Source organism: Pseudomonas sp. UBA1879, assembly GCF_002338065.1.
Lineage (GTDB): Bacteria > Pseudomonadota > Gammaproteobacteria > Pseudomonadales > Pseudomonadaceae > Aquipseudomonas.
In genome coordinates, this window is sequence record NZ_DDHJ01000012.1 from 32,159 (window position 1) to 51,213 (window position 19,055).

General features: G+C 60.5%; 14 protein-coding genes. 7 read left to right on the forward strand and 7 right to left on the reverse strand.

Features of this window, described 5'->3' with window-relative positions:
* Positions 1-21: 21 nt before the first annotated feature.
* On the forward strand, positions 22-408 hold the full coding sequence (gene rplQ / locus B3N48_RS11775) for a 50S ribosomal protein L17 (protein ID WP_296183814.1): 387 nt from the start codon (positions 22-24) through the stop codon (positions 406-408).
* Positions 409-668: 260 nt separating this feature from the next.
* Entirely contained in the window at positions 669-1,133 is a 465-nt protein-coding gene (bfr, locus tag B3N48_RS11780; RefSeq protein WP_296183815.1) for a bacterioferritin, read from the forward strand.
* Positions 1,134-1,199: 66 nt separating this feature from the next.
* On the opposite strand, the gene uvrA is transcribed toward bfr, so the two are convergent.
* Positions 1,200-4,034 carry an excinuclease ABC subunit UvrA gene (uvrA, locus tag B3N48_RS11785; protein ID WP_296183817.1) on the reverse strand — a complete coding sequence of 945 codons (2,835 nt, stop codon included), beginning with the start codon at positions 4,032-4,034 and terminating at the stop codon, positions 1,200-1,202.
* A 187-nt stretch (positions 4,035-4,221) separates the two neighbouring features.
* Here uvrA and B3N48_RS11790 point away from each other — a divergent pair, with 187 nt between their 5' ends.
* Positions 4,222-5,616, forward strand: a complete 1,395-nt coding sequence (locus B3N48_RS11790; RefSeq protein WP_296183819.1) for an MFS transporter — start codon at positions 4,222-4,224, stop codon at positions 5,614-5,616.
* Positions 5,617-5,625: 9 nt separating this feature from the next.
* On the forward strand, positions 5,626-6,147 hold the full coding sequence (locus tag B3N48_RS11795) for a single-stranded DNA-binding protein (RefSeq protein ID WP_274134910.1): 522 nt from the start codon (positions 5,626-5,628) through the stop codon (positions 6,145-6,147).
* A 90-nt stretch (positions 6,148-6,237) separates the two neighbouring features.
* Here B3N48_RS11795 and B3N48_RS11800 read toward each other — a convergent pair whose 3' ends face one another.
* Complete coding sequence (locus B3N48_RS11800) at positions 6,238-6,714, reverse strand: nuclear transport factor 2 family protein (protein ID WP_296183821.1); 477 nt, start codon at positions 6,712-6,714, stop codon at positions 6,238-6,240.
* 62 nt (positions 6,715-6,776) lie between these two features.
* Complete coding sequence (locus tag B3N48_RS11805; RefSeq protein WP_296183822.1) at positions 6,777-7,346, reverse strand: TetR/AcrR family transcriptional regulator; 570 nt, start codon at positions 7,344-7,346, stop codon at positions 6,777-6,779.
* A gap of 187 nt (positions 7,347-7,533) precedes the next feature.
* Here B3N48_RS11805 and B3N48_RS11810 point away from each other — a divergent pair, with 187 nt between their 5' ends.
* Positions 7,534-9,687 (forward strand): mechanosensitive ion channel family protein, encoded by a 2,154-nt coding sequence (locus tag B3N48_RS11810; protein WP_296183824.1) that lies wholly within the window; start codon positions 7,534-7,536, stop codon positions 9,685-9,687.
* A 132-nt stretch (positions 9,688-9,819) separates the two neighbouring features.
* On the opposite strand, the gene B3N48_RS11815 is transcribed toward B3N48_RS11810, so the two are convergent.
* Entirely contained in the window at positions 9,820-14,124 is a 4,305-nt protein-coding gene (locus tag B3N48_RS11815; protein WP_296183826.1) for a DEAD/DEAH box helicase, read from the reverse strand.
* A gap of 313 nt (positions 14,125-14,437) precedes the next feature.
* Between B3N48_RS11815 and B3N48_RS11820 the strand changes: the two genes are divergently transcribed.
* A complete protein-coding gene (locus B3N48_RS11820; RefSeq protein ID WP_296183827.1) occupies positions 14,438-15,322 on the forward strand; it encodes a sugar nucleotide-binding protein in 885 nt (294 codons plus the stop codon).
* Positions 15,315-16,244 (forward strand): NAD-dependent epimerase/dehydratase family protein, encoded by a 930-nt coding sequence (locus tag B3N48_RS11825; protein WP_296183829.1) that lies wholly within the window; start codon positions 15,315-15,317, stop codon positions 16,242-16,244. Before B3N48_RS11820 ends, B3N48_RS11825 begins: the two co-directional genes overlap by 8 nt.
* Before the next feature lie 66 nt (positions 16,245-16,310).
* Here the strand turns inward: B3N48_RS11825 and B3N48_RS11830 are convergent, their stop codons facing one another.
* The 3 genes from B3N48_RS11830 to B3N48_RS11840 all read right to left on the reverse strand — a co-directional run bounded on the left by B3N48_RS11830 (position 16,311) and on the right by B3N48_RS11840 (position 19,055).
* The gene (locus tag B3N48_RS11830) at positions 16,311-16,997 is read right to left on the reverse strand and encodes an OmpW family outer membrane protein (RefSeq protein WP_296183831.1); all 687 of its coding nucleotides are present in this window, start codon (positions 16,995-16,997) and stop codon (positions 16,311-16,313) included.
* A 260-nt stretch (positions 16,998-17,257) separates the two neighbouring features.
* The gene (locus B3N48_RS11835; RefSeq protein WP_296183833.1) at positions 17,258-17,779 is read right to left on the reverse strand and encodes a DUF3299 domain-containing protein; all 522 of its coding nucleotides are present in this window, start codon (positions 17,777-17,779) and stop codon (positions 17,258-17,260) included.
* 10 nt (positions 17,780-17,789) lie between these two features.
* Positions 17,790-19,055 (reverse strand): ABC transporter permease, encoded by a 1,266-nt coding sequence (locus B3N48_RS11840; RefSeq protein WP_296183834.1) that lies wholly within the window; start codon positions 19,053-19,055, stop codon positions 17,790-17,792.

Genomic DNA, 19,055 nt, shown 5'->3' on the forward strand with positions numbered 1-19,055 from the left:
GTGTTTGGTAAGGAATGAACCATGCGTCATCGTAAAAGTGGACGTCACCTGAGCCGTACCAGCTCTCACCGCAAGGCCATGTTCCAAAACATGGCGGTGTCGCTGTTCGAGCACGAGCTGATCAAAACTACCCTGCCGAAAGCCAAAGAACTGCGTCGCGTTGCCGAGCCGCTGATCACTTTGGCCAAGAACGACAGCGTTGCTAACCGCCGTCTGGCTTTCGACCGTACCCGTTCGAAAGAAATCGTCGGCAAGCTGTTCAACGATCTGGGCAAGCGCTATGCAACCCGCGAGGGTGGCTACCTGCGCATCCTGAAGTGCGGCTTCCGCGCTGGCGACAACGCGCCTATGGCGTACGTCGAGCTGGTTGATCGTCCAGTCGGTGGCTCTGTAGAAGCTGCTGAGTAAGACGTCAGTCTTCACAAAAAACCGGGCTTAGGCCCGGTTTTTTGTTGTTCCAAATAAAGTTGAATACAACACGTTATCAGTTGTAGTGCCCAGCAATTGCGCGAATCCTTAGTGATAAAGAGAACTCGCCTCATTTACCGCCATATTCGGCACCTAAAGTCATGAATTCGCCGAATTTGTTGGATTTTATGCCGTGTGAAAGGTGACCTTCTTCTCAGGTTGGTCCAAACTATCGTCTTTCACGAAGGAGATACACGGCGATGCAAGGCCACCCGGACGTCATCGATTATCTGAACACGCTGCTGACCGGCGAATTGGCTGCGCGGGACCAGTACTTCATCCATTCGCGAATGTATGAGGATTGGGGCTTCAGCAAGCTTTATGAGCGTATCAATCACGAGATGGAGGAAGAGGCACAGCACGCGGATGCGTTGATGCGTCGAATTCTCCTTCTTGAAGGGACGCCGCGCATGCGTCCGGACGATCTGGACGTCGGCACTACGGTGCCGGAGATGCTCGCCAGCGACCTTCGCCTCGAATACAAGGTTCGAGCCGCCTTGTGCAAAGGCATCGCACTTTGCGAGCAGCATAAGGACTACGTCAGCCGCGACATCCTGCGTTTGCAATTGGCTGACACTGAAGAAGACCATACTTACTGGCTTGAAAAGCAGATGGGCCTGATCAAATCCATCGGTCTGGAAAACTATCTCCAATCCCAGTTCTGATCACCGCCCCGAAAAAAGCCCCTGTCATGATCGGCATGACAGGGGCTTTTTGTATCTACACGTTGATCAGGCGCGATCACGCTCAAGCAAAGGCTTGAGGTAATGCCCGGTGTAAGACTGTTTCATCTCGGCGACCTGCTCGGGGGTGCCGGTGGCGATGATCTGGCCGCCTTTAGAGCCTCCTTCAGGCCCAAGGTCGACCAGCCAGTCCGCCGTCTTGATCACGTCGAGGTTGTGCTCGATGACGACCACGGTGTTGCCGTGGTCGCGAAGGCGATGCAAGACGTCCAACAGTTGTTGAATGTCCGCAAAGTGCAAGCCCGTGGTCGGTTCGTCGAGGATATACAAGGTCTTCCCGGTGTCTCGCTTGGAAAGCTCGCGAGAGAGCTTCACCCGCTGCGCCTCACCGCCCGACAGTGTTGTGGCTGACTGACCGAGCTTGATGTACGACAGCCCTACATCCATCAGGGTTTGAAGCTTACGCGCCAGCGCCGGAACCGCATCGAAGAATGCACGGGCTTCCTCGATGGTCATTTCCAGGACCTCATGGATGCTCTTGCCCTTGTATTTGATCTCCAGCGTCTCACGGTTATACCGCTTGCTTTTGCAGACGTCGCACGGCACGTAAATGTCGGGCAGGAAGTGCATTTCAACCTTGATCAGCCCATCACCCTGGCAGGCTTCGCAGCGACCGCCTTTGACGTTGAAGGAAAAGCGCCCTGGCCCATATCCCCGGGAGCGCGACTCAGGTACGCCGGAGAACAGTTCGCGGATCGGTGTGAACAGGCCCGTGTACGTCGCTGGGTTCGAGCGCGGCGTTCGGCCGATCGGGCTTTGGTCGATGTCCACGACCTTATCCAGGTGCTGAAGGCCGTCGATGCTGTCGTGTGCCGCAGCTTCCAGCGTAGTCGCGCCGTTGAGCGCAGTCGAACTGAGGGGGAAGAGGGTGTTGTTGATCAAGGTCGACTTACCTGACCCAGATACGCCGGTGACGCAGGTCAGCAGCCCGATCGGGATTTCCAGGTCGACGTTACGAAGGTTGTTTCCGCGGGCACCCTTGAGCTTCAACGACAGCTTCTTGTTTCGCGGCGTGCGCTTGGCCGGCACCTCGATCTTTACGCGTCCGGACAGGTACTTGCCGGTGAGCGAGTCGGGGTGCGACATGACCTCCTGAGGTGTGCCTTCCGCCACGATGTTGCCACCGTGCACGCCCGCCCCCGGGCCAATGTCGACGACGTAATCCGCCAGGCGAATGGCATCCTCGTCATGCTCGACCACGATCACAGTGTTACCGATGTCGCGGAGATGACGAAGGGTGTCCAGCAGTCTGTCGTTGTCACGTTGATGCAGGCCAATAGAGGGCTCATCGAGGATGTACATGACGCCCACGAGGCCCGCACCGATTTGACTGGCGAGGCGGATGCGCTGTGCTTCGCCGCCCGACAGGGTGTCAGCACTGCGATCCAGCGTCAGGTAATCCAGACCGACGTTGACCAGGAACTGCAAGCGCTCTTGGATTTCCTTGAGGATCTTGTCCGCGATTTCGCCGCGTCGCCCGGTAAGCTTCAACTCGCTGAAATATTCGGTGGCATCGCCGATGGGCAGGTTGGTGACGGCGGGAAGCGTTTTTTCACCGACCCAAACGTGCCGCGCTTCACGACGCAGCCGCGTCCCGCGGCAATCCGGGCAAGGTTGCGTGCCCAGAAATTTAGCCAGTTCTTCGCGAACGGTGGTCGATTCAGTTTCGCGATAACGTCGCTCAAGGTTGGGCACGATCCCCTCGAAAGGGTGCGCGCGCTTGACGATGTCGCCCCGGTCATTCAGATAACGGAAGTCGACGCTCTGGTTGCCGCTGCCGTTGAGCAGGACCTTCTGCAAGTCGGCAGGCAATTCTTTGAACGGGACTTCCAGACTGAATCCATAATGATTCGCCAGTGAACCGAGCATCTGGAAGTAATAAACGTTACGTCGATCCCAGCCGCGTATCGCACCTTCGGCCAATGTCAGCTCACCGTTGACCAAACGTTTGATGTCGAAAAATTGCTTCACGCCCAAGCCGTCGCAGGTTGGGCACGCGCCCGCCGGGTTGTTGAAGGAGAACAACTTAGGCTCAAGCTCGCTGATCGCATGGCCGCAGATAGGGCAGGCGAAGCGCGCGGAGAAGATCATTTCTTCGCCCGGCTCATCGTCCATCCGGGCCACGAGCGCGATGCCATCTGCCAGTTTCAGCGCAGTTTCAAACGACTCGGCGAGACGCTGCTGCAAGTCGGCTCGGACTTTGAAGCGGTCGACGACGACGTCAATGGAATGCTTCTTCTGTTTATCCAGCTTCGGCAGTTCGTCGAGTTCGCACAATTTGCCATTGACCCGTGCGCGAACGAAGCCTTGAGCGCGCAACTCGTCGAACACTGCCAGATGCTCGCCCTTGCGTTCGCGCACAACCGGCGCCAACAGCATGAGCCTGGTGCCCTCGGGCTCGGCGAGTACCAGATCGACCATCTGACTGACGGTCTGCGCTTCGAGCGGAATGTCGTGATCGGGGCAACGCGGTGTTCCTACGCGGGCATATAGCAGGCGTAGATAGTCGTAGATTTCAGTGATAGTGCCCACTGTCGAGCGCGGGTTGTGCGACGTCGACTTCTGTTCGATGGAAATGGCGGGCGACAAGCCTTCGATCGTGTCGACGTCAGGCTTTTCCATCATCGACAGAAATTGCCGCGCGTACGCCGACAGCGACTCCACGTAGCGGCGCTGACCCTCGGCGTACAGCGTGTCGAACGCCAATGATGATTTGCCGGAGCCAGAGAGGCCGGTGATGACGATCAGCTTGTCGCGCGGCAGGGTGAGGTCGATGTTTTTCAGGTTGTGGGTTCGAGCCCCACGAATCAGGATCTTGTCCAAAGTGGCCTCGCACGGCGGGCGTAAAACGTAGGAGTATACGGCGAAATACTGGATGGATGCACACTATTGAAAGACGCGAGGCCTTACCCACGGAAAAGAAAAATCCCGCGATGCGCGGCAAAGCGTCGTATGTGCTGTACATCGATGGGACTGGTAGAATCGCCGCCGGTTCACATGAGGTTCTTCCATGCACGATTCTCACAGCGAGCGCATGAGTGGCAGCGAAACCCGCGCGGCGAGCGGTCTGGCGCTGGTGTTCGCGTTCCGAATGCTTGGCATGTTCATGGTGCTGCCGGTCCTGGCGACTTATGGCATGGACCTGGCGGGCGCTAGCCCGGCGCTTATTGGTCTGGCGATTGGCGCATACGGCCTGACTCAGGCGGTGTTGCAGATTCCCTTCGGTATCATTTCCGATCGCATTGGCCGTCGCCCAGTGATTTACCTTGGCCTCGTGGTATTTGCCGTGGGCAGCGTGCTGGCCGCGCAGTCCACGTCGATCTGGGGGGTGATCGCCGGTCGCGTGCTGCAGGGCGCAGGCGCCATCTCGGCAGCGGTGATGGCGCTTCTGTCTGATTTGACCCGCGAGCAACATCGCACCAAGGCGATGGCGATGATCGGCATGACGATCGGGGTGTCGTTCGCCGTCGCCATGGTGGTTGGGCCGATTCTGACCAGCGCTTTCGGTCTTTCCGGGTTATTCCTCGCCACGGGTGCAATGGCCTTGATCGGCATCGCGATCATCGCGTTCGTGGTGCCGAAGTCCACAGTTACGCTCCAACACCGTGAATCCGGCCTTGCTCGTCAGGCTTTGGGCGCGACCCTGCGTCATCCTGATTTGCTACGTCTGGATGTAGGTATCTTCGCGTTGCATGCAATGCTCATGTCCAGTTTCGTCGCGTTGCCGCTGGCACTGGTGGAAAAAGCCGGTCTGCCCAAGGAGCAGCACTGGTGGGTCTACCTGACCGCGCTGCTGATCTCCTTCTTCGCAATGATCCCGTTCATCATCTACGGCGAAAAGAAGCGTCAGATGAAGCGTGTTTTGCTGGGCGCCGTCAGCGTGCTGATGCTCACTGAACTATTCTTCTGGGAGTTCGGCGACACGCTCCGGGCACTGGTCATCGGGACTGTGGTGTTTTTTACCGCGTTCAACCTGTTGGAAGCGTCGTTGCCATCGTTGATCAGCAAGGTGTCTCCGGCAGGGGGCAAAGGCACAGCCATGGGGATTTATTCCACCAGCCAGTTCCTCGGTTCCGCGGCAGGTGGCATCCTCGGCGGCTGGCTATTTCAGCACGGCGGACTGGGAGTGGTGTTTCTGGGGGGCGCAGCGCTGGCCGCCATTTGGCTCGTGTTTGCTGTTACCATGCGCGAGCCTCCGTACGTGACCAGCCTCCGCTTGCCGTTGTCGCCCGAGGCTCAACGCGACACGGGGCTTGCCGATCGCGTGTTGGCCGTGCGTGGAGTAACAGATGCAGTAGTGGTGGCCGATGAGGCTGCCATCTATATCAAATTTGACAAAGAACTGTTGGATCGGGCGTCTTTCGACGAAGTGGTCAATCCAGCGTCGGAAACGGTTGAAGCCTAGGAGAACGTTATGGCCCGTGGGGTTAACAAAGTCATATTGGTCGGCACATGCGGCCAGGATCCCGAAGTTCGCTACTTGCCTAACGGTAACGCTGTGACCAACCTGAGTCTGGCTACAAGCGAACAGTGGACCGACAAGCAAACCGGCCAGAAGGTCGAGAAGACCGAATGGCACCGCGTCTCGATGTTCGGCAAGGTTGCGGAGATCGCCGGCGAGTACCTGCGTAAAGGGTCGCAGGTCTACATCGAAGGCAAGCTGCAAACCCGCGAATGGGAAAAGGACGGCATCAAGCGTTACACCACGGAAATCGTCGTGGACATGCAGGGCACCATGCAATTGCTGGGTGGCCGTCCGCAGGGCGACGCTCAACAGGGCCAAGGCGGTGGCGGTTATCAGAACTCGGCCCCGCGCCCACAGCAGTCGCGTCCGCAACCAGCACCGCAACCTCAGCGAGAGTCGCGTCCAGCGCCTCAGCAGGCGCCGCAGCCTGCTCCTGACTTCGACAGCTTCGATGACGATATTCCCTTCTGATTCCTCCGAGTCAGACGCAATAGCGCATCAAGCGAAAGCCCCCGCGCAGTTCAGCTGCCGGGGGCTTTGTCATTCTGCAACGCGCGGCACTTACAGCCCAAGTTCGCTCAAGCCCGGATGATCGTCGGGACGACGCCCCAGCGGCCAGTGGAATTTACGTTCGGACTCCTGAATCGGCATGTCGTTGATGCAAGCGAAGCGGCGGTGCATCAAGCCGTCTTCGCTGAACTCCCAGTTTTCGTTGCCGTAGGAGCGGAACCAGTTGCCGGAGTCATCATGCCATTCGTACGCGTAGCGGACGGCAATGCGGTTGTCGGTGAAGGCCCACAGTTCTTTGATCAATCGGTAGTCCAATTCCTTTTTCCACTTGCGGGTGAGAAAGGCCTTGGCTTCTTCGCGATTGGTTGCGAATTCGGCGCGGTTACGCCATTGGGTGTCGAGGGTGTAAGCCAGCGAGACTTTTTCCGGATCGCGGCTGTTCCAGCCATCTTCGGCCAAGCGAATTTTCTGAATGGCGGATTCACGGGTGAACGGAGGGAGCGGCGGGCGAGTGGGTGCGTTGGACATGGCAGAGCCTCCAGACAAAGTTGGATTGATCGGTGGGTGAAGCGTTCTTGAAGCTCAGGCCTTCAGGGCGAGGCCTGTTTCAGCAACAGCTGCGCAACATCTCGTGCGCTGTCGGCGGCGCTGTAATCGCCCATGACGCGCGCCATGGTGATGGCGCCTTCCATCAGTACCAGCAGCTGTCTGGCGAGGGCTAACGGCTGCTCGATGTTCAATTGCTCGGTCAATTCGAGCGCGTAATCCAGCAACTTTTGCTTGTGCAGCTTGGCGATCAGTCGAATCGGGTCGTTCGGGTTGCCCACTTCGCCTGCGGTATTGATGAACGCGCAGCCATGAAACCCCTCCGATTCGAACCAGCCCTTGAGCACCGTGAACATGTTCAAGATGCGCGCTTGTGGGGTGTCCGCTTTGTCGGACTCGGTACGGAACCACCGCATCCATCGCACATCGCGGGCGTTTAGCGCGGCGGCGGCTACGTCATCCTTGGTGGCGAAATAGCGATAGATGCTTTTCCGGGCAACGCCTGAGGTCTTCACCAGAAGATCCATGCCCGTGGCGTGAATCCCATTCTGATAAATGAGCTGCTCGGCAGTCGCGAGAATTTTGTCTCGGGTGTCGGTGGTCTGTGAGTTCATGCGTTGAAGGTAGAACGATCGTTCTCCTTCGTCAAGCCGGTTTTGAAAAATAACGTTCAATGCGCTTCACACCCATCGGCTCGCGGATGAAGGTTGCCGATGAAGCCGAACTTGCCAGGCGAAATTCGATCAGTTTCTGTGGGCATTGATTCCGCCGTCCCTCATGACTGAAGGAGTGACCTGCGTTTTGTCGAATTTCAAATCTGTCCTGCTGCTGTGCCTTGCGTTGTGCGTAGGTGGCTTGAACGCCTATGCGGCCGATGCGCCTGCCGCGAGTACCGCTCAGGCCGCAGCCCCAGCGGATGCCGCTCCCGCCACCGAACCTGCTCAGCCGGAAATCCTGGTGAAAGGTGGATTACTCGGTGTGATCAGCACCAGTATCGACAGCGTTCAGGACAAGCTGGATCTGGACGGCCATTTGCTCGACGCCTGGCGCCTGCGTGCTGACCGCGCGGCGGATGAACTGGGGAAACTGGTCAACAAACCTTCGTCCCGGTCGCCCTGGGCCATAGCGGGGGACTTCCTGATTCTGTCGATCGTCTGGATCGGCGCTTTTCTGATCTTGAACCGAATCGGCGCTTTCATTGCCAATCGTCTGTCGCGGCATAGGCTGCTGACTGCGCGCGAGCGCGTCCGCAATGTGCTGAGCTACGTGCTGCCGTTCACGATCCCGGCGGTGATATGTCTGCCGTTAACGCTGTACGTCAGTCACTTCATGCAGCTGTCGATTGGCCGGGCGCTGGCGCTGTGTCTGGCGTATTCCACCAGTAGCGGCATTTTTTCCACGTCGGTGCTGATGTCAGTGGTCGTGCTGTTCAACTCAGGTCACAAGCGCCCGGCGGTTCGCATCATTCGTGAATACGCGCCGCATCCGCTGTTCATCATTGGTTTCTTCGCGGCGTTGAGCGACGCGTTGACCAGTCCGCAGATTTCCCGACAGATCGGCAGCAACGTCACTGTTAGCGTGGCGGCGTTCACCGGGTTGATGGCCTCGATCATGTTCTGCATCGTGGTCATCCGCATGCGTCGGCCTGTGGCGCATTTGATTCGCAACCGACCGCTGAGCGCTCGGCTGACGCGCCCTGCACTGCAGCAAACGTTGAAGATTTTCTCGAGCCTTTGGCACTTGCCGATTTTGCTGATGATTCTGGTCTCTGCGGTCAACCTGATCGGCGCTGGTGAGGACAGCCAGGAGGCATTGCGTTGCGCCGTCCTGACCACCATTTTGCTCATCGGCACCGTGTTTCTCAGCACGCTGTTCCAGCACATGTTCAAGCCTGCGGAGGCCCACAGTTCAAGGGTCTACAAGGAGCGCCTGCTGAGTCTGTTGCATGCGGTGCTGCGCATCGCTTTAGCGGTTGGATTCATCGAGCTGCTGGGCAGGATCTGGGGTTTTTCGCTGTTCGAATTTGCGCAGCGCAACGCGCTGGGCAAGGTCATCAGTGATTCGTTGAGCAGCATCGGGCTGATCTTGCTGGTGACGTGGCTGTTGTGGGTCGTGATGGACACGGCGATTCAGGAGGCGCTCAAGCCACCGACCAGCGCGCGCTCGTCGCGTCAGCCGAGCACGCGGGTCAAGACGATCCTGCCGCTGCTGCGCAACGCGATCAAAATCATTCTGGTGGTGATCTGCACCATTACGACCATGGCCAATCTCGGGATCAACGTAGCGCCGTTGCTGGCCGGTGCCGGGGTGGTCGGTCTGGCCATCGGTTTCGGTTCGCAGCAGCTGGTACAGGACGTGATCACTGGCCTGTTCATCATCATTGAGGACACGATTTCCATCGGCGACTGGGTAGTGCTGGATTCCGGCCACGCAGGCACTGTGGAAAGCCTGACCATCCGCACCCTGCGTCTGCGCGACGGCAAGGGATTCGTGCATTCGGTGCCGTTCGGCCAGATCAAAGCAGTCACCAACCAGTCTCGGCAGTTTGCCTATGCGTTCTTTTCGTTCCAGTTCACCTACGACTCGGATGTGGATTCCGCGACCTCGCTCATTCGTGAAGCTGGGCAGGCGATCACCGATGATTTCCTGCTGGCCAGCAAACTGCAGGGGCCGCTGGAAGTGTTCGGGCTCGATCGTATGGACATGAACGGGATCGTGATCACGGCGCAGTTCCGCACGTCATCGGGTGGGCAATACGCGGTGAGCCGTGCGTTCAATGACAAGTTGAAGCGCCTTGTGGACAAGTCTCCTGACGTACGATTCGCGCAGACTTATCCACAACTGGTGATGAGCCCGCATAACGGCCAGTTTTCTCAGATGGAGGGTGACGAGCAGCAGGCGTTGCCGGGCAAGACGACGGTCGTGAACAAGGATGGGTCTGAAAGCCCGGTTTGAGGGCCATGCATCTCTTATGTGGGAGCCAGCTTGCTGGCGAACGCAGTGTGTCAGCGAACGTTTCGTGTATGCCCCGGCCCATTCGCCAGCTAGCCGGCTCCCACAAGGTACGAGGTACGCAGGGCAGCAGAGTTATCTGAACAATCGATCCCGCACCTGCAGCATCAGTCCTTGGTCCAGCTCTCCCCAATACTGCGGTTTGCCGCCGACGATGGCGGCGATGGGCACCCCGTCGCGGTAGACAAGCCGGTTGCCGACCACGGCCGCGACCTTCGCCCCAGGTAGCAGCGTGCCTGCCAGATTCAGTGGATCGACCCCGCTGACGCCGATCAGGCTCCCATCCAGTGGACGTTTGCGGACTTCTCGCAGCAGCGGGATGGCTTCGGGCAACGCGAATTGCTCGCCTGCCAACCCGGCAATGAAACGCCCCCCGCGAATATCGCCTCGCGCTTCCAGCCGGTGGAAGCTGCGCAGCAGCTCGCGCCAACTTGGCAGCCAGTCGGCTTCGCGTTCCAACAGGCGCCAGAACACCACACCGTAGCGACGCAACAGGGTCATGGCGATGTGCTCGAGGGTTTCACTGTCCAGGCGTTGAGAGGGACTGGTGGGCGCCCGACGCAACAACGCCCAGCGCCCGGCGTCGTCCATCCCGCCGATGAACGCCCCCCGATTGCGTCGACTCGTGTGGGCGGCGCGTTTGCTGGCCGGGATGATGAGGGCGCGAAGGCCCGCGAAGCTGTCGGCGTTTACCAATCCCGCGCCGACCAACTCCTGCAAAGCATTTTCCAGTTCAGTGCGCAGCAGGTGCGCCTCGCCGGTCAGTTCGTCGAAGAACATTGCGCCTTGCGTTGATAGCACCTCGTGCACCCGTTGCGCCCGCAGCGACAACTCGGTGGGCGCAGGTTGCTCGGTCAGGCCGCTCCAGAGCCGAACCTGTGGGCGCGGCAACAAGACAATCGGCGTGCTGCGCAAGGCAGCGACCCCGACTTTGCTGCGGCTGGTCAGACGCATCCAGACAACCTTGCCAGACCGGCACAGGTCATCCAGCCAACTCGGGGAATAATCCTTCAAGCGCGCAGGAAGAATGTCGCTGTCCCACGCGCCCGCCGCGGCAGAAAAGCCTTCGAGCTGATCGACCACTTCCGGGAGTGCAGCCCTGCCTTGACTCTGAGTCGAGGAGGAGAGGTGCTGCCAGTCGAACAGAAAGCGCATGAAGTCCTGCAGCGACACCGGTTCGATTTCCCGGCGCAGGCGCTTGACCGTGTAGCGATGAATGCGCGACAACAAATGCCGTTCGCACCACTGTTCTTCGCCGGTGTCCGGGCTAAAACGGCCGCGCAGGACGTACCCTTCGTTTTCCAACTGGGCCAGCGCCTGGGTGACGTCAGCCACGGGCAGCGCGAGCGGTTCCGCGATGGCGGATAACGTCATCGGGCCGAAGCCGCTGAGGCGCGCTCGAACCAGTTCGACCCTGGCATCGTTTTCACTCCAGGCTTCATCGAAACCGGCCAACGCCGCCAGCGGCGGGTGCATTTCGGCGGTGGGATGAATCGTTTGCAGACAGGTCAGGCGTTCCAGCGCGATCCACAGGGCTTGATCTGGCGTGACTTGCAAACGGGTGGCGCGGCCAGAGCGGGCGAGGCTTTCGAGCCATTTCATCCAGTCGTGTTGATCCCGTGCCTCCTGGCCGCTGACACAGCCCAAGGTCATCAACGCTTCGTGCATTTCGTCGATGTTCTGTGGCTGCGGCCAGGCTTCTTCAGCCACAGCGGCGATGGCGTCAGCGTCCAGCGCGCCGAGGTCATCTGCGGATTCCGGGTCGCTCCAGCGCCGATTCAGCACCGCTTGCGTGCGACGCTCTTCGAGGGGCGCATCGTCGAGAAAGGCATAGGGCTTGGCGCTCAGAATCTCCGCTGCCAAGGGAGAGGGCGCTGGAAGGTCGCGGGCGATCAGACGCACATCGCCTGTTTCCATCCGCCGCAGCAGATTCAGCCAGCCGTCGGCATCCATCGCTTCGTGCAAACAGTCGTCCAGGGTTTGTTCGATGAGCGGGTGTTCCGGGACTTCGCGTTCGCCAACGAGGTTTTCAAGGCAAGCGATCTGGTCTGGAAATACCGTGGCGATCAGATCGTCACTCTTCATGCGTTGCAGCTGGGGTGCGACCTTTCGGCCGCCTGCATAACGGGGCAACGCCAGCGCCACCCCCGCGTTCCAGCGCCAACGCACACCGAATAATGGGGCGTCGAGCACGGCCTGGATCAGCATGTGTTCGGCGCTGTTGGAATGCAGGTAGCGCCAGACCTCGTCGAGGGCGAAGCTGTGGCTGGTCGACAGCGACAGTACGATGGCGTCTTCGCTGGCGGCGGCCTGCAGTTCGAAGTTGAACGTGCGACAAAAGCGCTTGCGCAGGGCCAGGCCCCAAGCGCGATTGATGCGGCTGCCGAACGGGGTGTGGATCACCAACTGAGTGCCGCCGGATTCGTCGAAGAAACGCTCCATCACCAGCGTGTCCTGCGAGGGCAGGGCGCCCAGCGTGGCGTGCGCCCGCGCGAGGTACTCGACCACTTGTTCGGCGCTGTCCAGACCCAGGCCCAGCGTGTTCATCAGCCAGTCAATGCAAGGCCTGAGCTGGCCGGGGTGTTCGCTGAGCTGCTGATCGATCTCAGCCTGCAAGCACGCTACCGCGAACGACAGCTCATCGCTGCGGCCCGGTGCTTCGCCCATCCAGAACGGAATGTTCGGCGGCATGCCTTGAGCGTCCTCGACCCGCACGCGGCCGGATTCGATACGCACGATGCGGTACGAGGTGTTACCCAGCTGGAAAACATCGCCAGCGAGGCTTTCCACTGCGAAGTCTTCGTTGACCGTGCCGATGGTCAGCGCCTGGGGTTCGAGGATCACGCTGTAATCGGCATTGTCCGGAATCGTCCCGCCGCTGGTGACCGCCGTGAGTTTGCTGCCACGCCGCCCGCGCAACGTGCGCGTCACGGCGTCGCGATGCAGATACGCCGCCCGCACGCCCTGGCGTCCGCTGTAGCCCTCGGCGAGCATGCTCAGCAGCGCCTGGTAGTGGCCTTCATCGACGTCAGCGTAGGGCGATGCCTTGCGGAACATCGCGAGTAACGCCTGCTCTTCCCATTCCTGGCAACTGACTTCGGCGATGATCTGCTGCGCCAGCACGTCCAGCGGCGCCTTCGGAATCAGCAGCGTGTCGAGTTCGCCACGCCGCACGCAGTCCAGCAGTGCGGCGCATTCGATCAGGTCATCCCGAGAAATGGCGAACAAACGGCCTTTCGGTGTGCCGCCGACGTGGTGGCCCGAACGTCCCACACGCTGCAAGAAAGACGCGATGGAGCGCGGCGAACTGATCTGACAGACCAGATCGACGTCGCCGATGTCGATGCCCAGCTCGAGCGAAGCCGTTGCGATCAACACTTGCAGATCACCACGCTTGAGCCGCTGCTCAGCGTCCAGACGCTGCTCCTTGGCCAGGCTGCCGTGGTGCGCGGCGACGGCCTCTTTGCCAAGGCGCTCGCTGAGGAATCGCGCCATCCGCTCGGCCAAGCGTCGGGTGTTGACGAAAATCAGTGTGGTGCGGTGCGCTCGGGCGAGCTCGGCGAGGCGGTCGTACACCAACTGCCAGACGTCATTGGCCATGATCGCCGTCAGTGGCACCGGCGGCACTTCGATCGCCAGGTCGCGAGGGCGGGCGTGTCCGATGTCAACGATGGCGCAAGGCCGACTGACCGGATCGCTGCCTACCAGAAAGCGCGACACCCGCTCGATGGGTTTTTGCGTCGCCGACAGTCCGATGCGCAGCAATGGCTTTTCGCACAGCGCCTGCAAGCGCTCCAGGCTCAGCGCGAGGTGGCTGCCGCGCTTGCTGGCGGCGATGGCGTGGATTTCATCGACGATCACCGTTTGCGTGCTCGACAGCATGCGTCGGCCCGAGTCGGAACCCAGCAACACGTACAGCGATTCCGGCGTGGTCACCAGAATGTGCGGCGCGGTTTTGCGCATCGCATTGCGTTCTTTTTGCGGCGTGTCACCGGTGCGCACGGCGGTGCTGACGCGCAATTCCGGCAGGCCTTGCCGCTTCAACTGCTCAGTGATGCCTGACAGCGGATTTTGCAGGTTGATCTGGATGTCGTTGGACAGCGCTTTCAAGGGCGAAACGTAGACGACGAAGGTCTGGTCCGGCAACTGACCGCCCATTTCCAGGCCTTGGTGCACCAGATCGTCGATCACCGCCAGAAACGCCGTCAGCGTCTTGCCCGACCCGGTGGGCGCCGCGATCAGCGTGGACTGCCGCCGCTTGATCAACGGCCACGCCTCGGCTTGAGCGGCAGTCACGGCGGGAAAAGTCTGGTTGAACCACGCACTGACGGCCGGGTGAAAGGCGTCGAGTACCGGGTCGAGGGACTGAGGAAGATTCATGAGGCTGTTTATGAGGGTGCCGGCGTGGGGATGCAAGGGCCGGTGATCGGTGGAAGCTGAGTTTGATCCCTGCTGCCCTGTCCCTGTGGGAGTGCGCTTGCTCAGGAAGGCGTCAGTCCATTCAACACTCCTCTGGCGGCAAACAGTCTGCTTTCGTGACCAAGCTCACTCCCACAGTGAAGCGTGTTTGCTGATGGACAGCGCGGCGGTCCGATGCTCGCAGGTTGGGACTTACCCGCCCAACGTGTTATGTTTGCGACCGTTTTTCACCTATCTTTCTAACTTGATTTCCAAGAACGAGCCTGCTGACTCTATGCGAATGCGCCTTATGCTGTTGGGCGGCGGGAATGCCCTTGGGCAGGCGTTGATTCGTCTGGGTGCCGAGGAGGACATTGGCTTCCTCGCACCGCGTCCACCGCAAGACGGGTGGGATGCGGCAAGCCTGACGCAACTGCTCGATGACACCCGCCCGGATGCCTTGATCAATCTGGCTTATTACTTCGACTGGTTCCAGGCGCAGAGCGTCAGTGCGCAGAGGCTGGAGAGCCAGGAGCGCTCGGTCGAGCGCCTCGCCGAACTGTGCCAGCACCACAACATCGTGCTGGTTCAACCGTCCAGCTACCGGGTGTTCGATGGCTCGCGAGCCACTGCTTACAGCGAGAAAGACGAACCCGTGCCGCTGGGGTCCCGGGGGCAGGCGCTGTGGCGGATCGAACAGAGCGTGCGCTCAACGTGCCCGCAACACGTGCTGGTGCGCTTTGGCTGGCTGCTCGATGACAGCGCTGACGGCGTGCTCGGGCGCTTCCTCACCCGCGCTGAAAAGCCCGATGAGTTGCTGCTGGCCGATGATCGTCGTGGCAACCCGACGCCGGTCGACGATGCGGCTCGAGTGATCATTTCGGTGTTGAAACAGCTGGACTGCGCCGCGCCGCTGTGGGGCACCTATCACTACGCTGGGCACGAGGCCACTACGCCATTGGCGTTGGGTCAGGCGGTCCTCACTGAGGCGCGACTGATGCGCTCGCTCGCCCTTGAAGCCCCTACCGCTCAAGCCCACGCCGCCAGTCCGGATGCCTCCGAGGAACCGCAGAACGCGGTGCTGGCGTGCAAGAAAATCCTTCACACCTTTGGTATCAAGCCTCGCGCGTGGCGTGCCGGTTTGCCCAGCTTATTGGACCGCTACTACCGTCATGTCTGATGCTCCTGTCCTCATCACCGGCGGCGCCGGTTTCATCGGCTCGCACCTGGTGGATGCCCTGCTCGCCAAGGGCTACGCAGTGCGTGTGCTCGACGACCTGTCCGCTGGCAAGCGCAGCAATCTGCCGCTGGACGATCCTCGGGTCGAACTGATCGTGGGCGACGTGGCCGATGCCGCGTTGGTGGCGCGAGTGGCCGTGGGCTGTCAGGCGGTTGCGCATCTGGCCGCCGTCGCCTCGGTGCAGGCGTCGGTGGATGATCCGGTCCGGACGCACCAGAGCAACTTCATCGGCACCCTGAACGTCTGCGAGGCCATGCGCCAGGCGGGGATCAAGCGCGTGGTGTTCGCGTCCAGCGCAGCGGTGTACGGCAACAATGGCGAAGGTCAGGCGATCACGGAAGACACCCCGAAAGCCCCGCTCACCCCCTACGCATCGGACAAGCTGGCCAGCGAGTATTACCTGGATTTTTACCGTCGCCAGCACGGCCTGGAACCCGTGGTGTTTCGCTTCTTCAACATCTTCGGACCGCGCCAGGACCCATCGTCGCCGTATTCGGGTGTGATCAGCATCTTCGCCGAGCGAGCCGTGAAAGGGCTGCCGATTTCGGTGTTCGGCGATGGCGAACAGACCCGAGACTTCTTCTACGTCGAAGATCTGGTGGACCTCGTGGTGCAAGGGTTCGAAATGCCGGAAGTGCAGGAGGGCGCAGTCAATGTCGGGCTGAACGCCACGACGTCGCTGAATCAACTGCTGGCGGCGTTCGGGCAGGTTGTCGGCAGCTTACCGCCGGTGACGCACCTGCCTGCGCGCTCTGGAGACATCAAGCACTCTCGCGCCGACAATCAGCGCTTGCTCGCGCGGTTCAAGGTGCCAAAGCCAACGCCTTTGAATGTCGGATTGGCGCGACTGCTGGGGCGCTGAATCGCAGATAGCAAAAAGGCACCGATGAGGTGCCTTTTTTATGCGTTCCGTTCTGTGGGGATGAGGTCAGAACTTGTAGCCGACGCCCACCATGTACACCCACGGGTCGATGTCCACGTCCACTTTGGTCTTGCCGACGCTCAGGGCGGATGGGCCGTCGACGCTGGCTTTGGTGTCGATGTCGATGTACCAGACCGACGCGTTGAGCATGAGGTGGTCGGTCAGCATGTAGTCCATGCCGATCTGCCCGGCCAGGCCAACCGAGTCTTTGAGTTTCAGGTTGCTGAAGCCTTGATCCTTACGATCACCGGCTAGGTCGGTGTCGAAGAACTTGGTGTAGTTGAGGCCGACACCCGCGTACGGCTGGAATTTCGACGAGGCGTCCATTGGGTAGTACTGCAGCGACAGGGTAGGCGGCAATTGCTTCACGTCTGCCAGCTTACCGTCGAGCCCAGGGCCTAGGCCTTTGACGCCGATGGTGTGGCTGAACGGCGTCGCCGCCAGGAGCTCCAGACCGACGTGATCGGTGAGCATGTAGGCGAAGGTCAGGCCCAGTTGAGTCGAGTTGTCGGCGGTGGCTTTGGTGCCAGCGACTTTGGCGCCGTCCAGTTTCAGGTTGCCGCTGTCTTCGTTGGGCACCACCCGCGCTGCGCCTGCGCGGACGATGAAATCACCGGCCTCATGGGCTTCAGCAATGACCGGGGTACAGAGGGCGAGCGCAAGCACAGAAGCGCCGAGCAGGGACTTGTTCATGGGGGCTCCAGAAGGGCATTAAAAAGAGATGCCCCCATGTTACGAACAGCACAGATTCGGGTTGTTGATACAGCTCAATGAAAAGTTGATCGATCGGACAATGGACGAATTTGTAGGAGCGTGGCTTGTCCCGCGATCGGCTGCAAAGCAGTCGCAGATTCTCCAAGCGCGGTGTTTCAGTATTAACGCGCATTCAGGTTTTAGGACGACTCCGTCGTCCATCGCGGGGCAAGCCACGCTCCTACAGATGCCGCCTCGCGTTACTGATCAGGAAGCTCATAGATCAGGATCTTGTCCGCTTCCATCTGATACCCGGCATCGGCCAGTTCGCTGGTGGTGGATTTGACTTGCATCGGGCCTTCGATCCAATACGGCTGGTAGAGCTCGTCAACCTTCACCCCCAATTCGCTGGTGACGTGGACGATCTGGTTCGGCGGCGGGGGCGGGACGTGGATACAGGCGCCGAAGTACGGCACCAGCAGAAACTCCGTCACCCGGCCTTCTTCACTCACTTCCAGTGGCACGATGTACCCCGGCAAGCGCACCGTTTGCCCGTCAAGGGATTTCACCACGGGGGCGTGGGGCGCCAGTTGGTGAGCGGCCGGGGCAGACTCCATTGACAGCGTGTCGGCCATCTTCGACAGGTCGTGGATCGGTGCGGTAACCAGCTTCACCGGTGGCGCGTCGGGCGGGATCATCTCTTGCCACGTCAGCACCCGCAGGTCTTGTGCCCACGATGACGTAGCGACCAGCAACGACAACAACATCCCCCACCTGCGCATCACAACGTCCTCATAAGCGAATCGACAAGCCATCTGCCAGCGATTGACGATACGCGCGCCACGCTGGCACGACGCCCATCAACAGCGCGGCACCGAGTATGCCGCCCAGCAGCGTCCATTCATAAGCGCTCGGCAGCGACAGCGGCAAATACAGGCCGTAATTGGCCTGCACGTAACCCTGAGCCGCCGCGATGCCAATGTACAGCAGCGCCAGACCGCTGACTGCGCCCGCGAGTGCCAACGCGAACGCTTCAAGGATCAACAGACTTGCGACATGCCAGGGCCGTGCGCCCACCGAGCGCAGGATCGCCATCTCGCGACGCCGCTCGTTGAGGCTGGTGAGAATCGCCGTGAGCATGCCGATCAGCCCGGTCAACACGACGAACAGCGAGATGACGAACAACGCCTTTTCTGCGGTGCCCATCAGGCTCCACAGCTCTTGCAACGCCACGCCCGGCAGGATCGCCAGCATCGGCTCACCGCGAAACTCGTTGATTTCCCGTTGCAGGGCGAAGGTGGAAATCTTGCTGTTCAGTCCGAGCATGAACGCTGTGATCGCCGTCGGCGTGAGGTCCATGTTGCGCGCTTGATCGGCGCTGATGCGACCCGCACCTTGGGCGGGCACGCCGTTGTGCCAGTCGATGTGGATCGCTTCCATGCCGCCGAGGCTGATGTGCAGCGTGCGATCCACGGGTGTGCCGGTGCGTTTGAGAATGCCGACCACGGTGAAGGGCTTGTCGTCGTGCTTGACCAGGCTCACCACGGCCACGCCGTGGGCCAGCACCAGTTTGTCGCCGAGCTTGTAATGCAGCGCGTTGGCGACCTCGGCCCCGAGCACGACTTCGAACGGGTCGGTAGCGAACGGCCTGCCCTCGGCCATTTCCAGATGCTGCTGGCGCCCGTACTGGTAGTGGTCGAAATACGCTTCGTTGGTGCCCATCACTCGATAACCGCGATGGCTGTCGCCGAGGGAAATCGGGATAGCCCATTTCACCTGCTTACTGTTGGCGAAGTGCTGGAAGCTGTCCCAGCGGATGTTGTTAGTGGCGTCACCGATACGAAACACCGAATACAGCAGCAGATTCACGGAGCCGGATCTGGCGCCGACAATCAGGTCCGTGCCGCTGATGGTGCTGGCGAAACTGGCGCGGGCTTCGGTGCGCACCCGTTCCACAGCCAGCAACAGGCAGACCGACAGGGCGATGGCGAAGGCCGTGAGAAACGCGGTGAAGCGGCGGTTGGCAAGACTGGCCAGTGCCAGGCGAAGAAGATACAT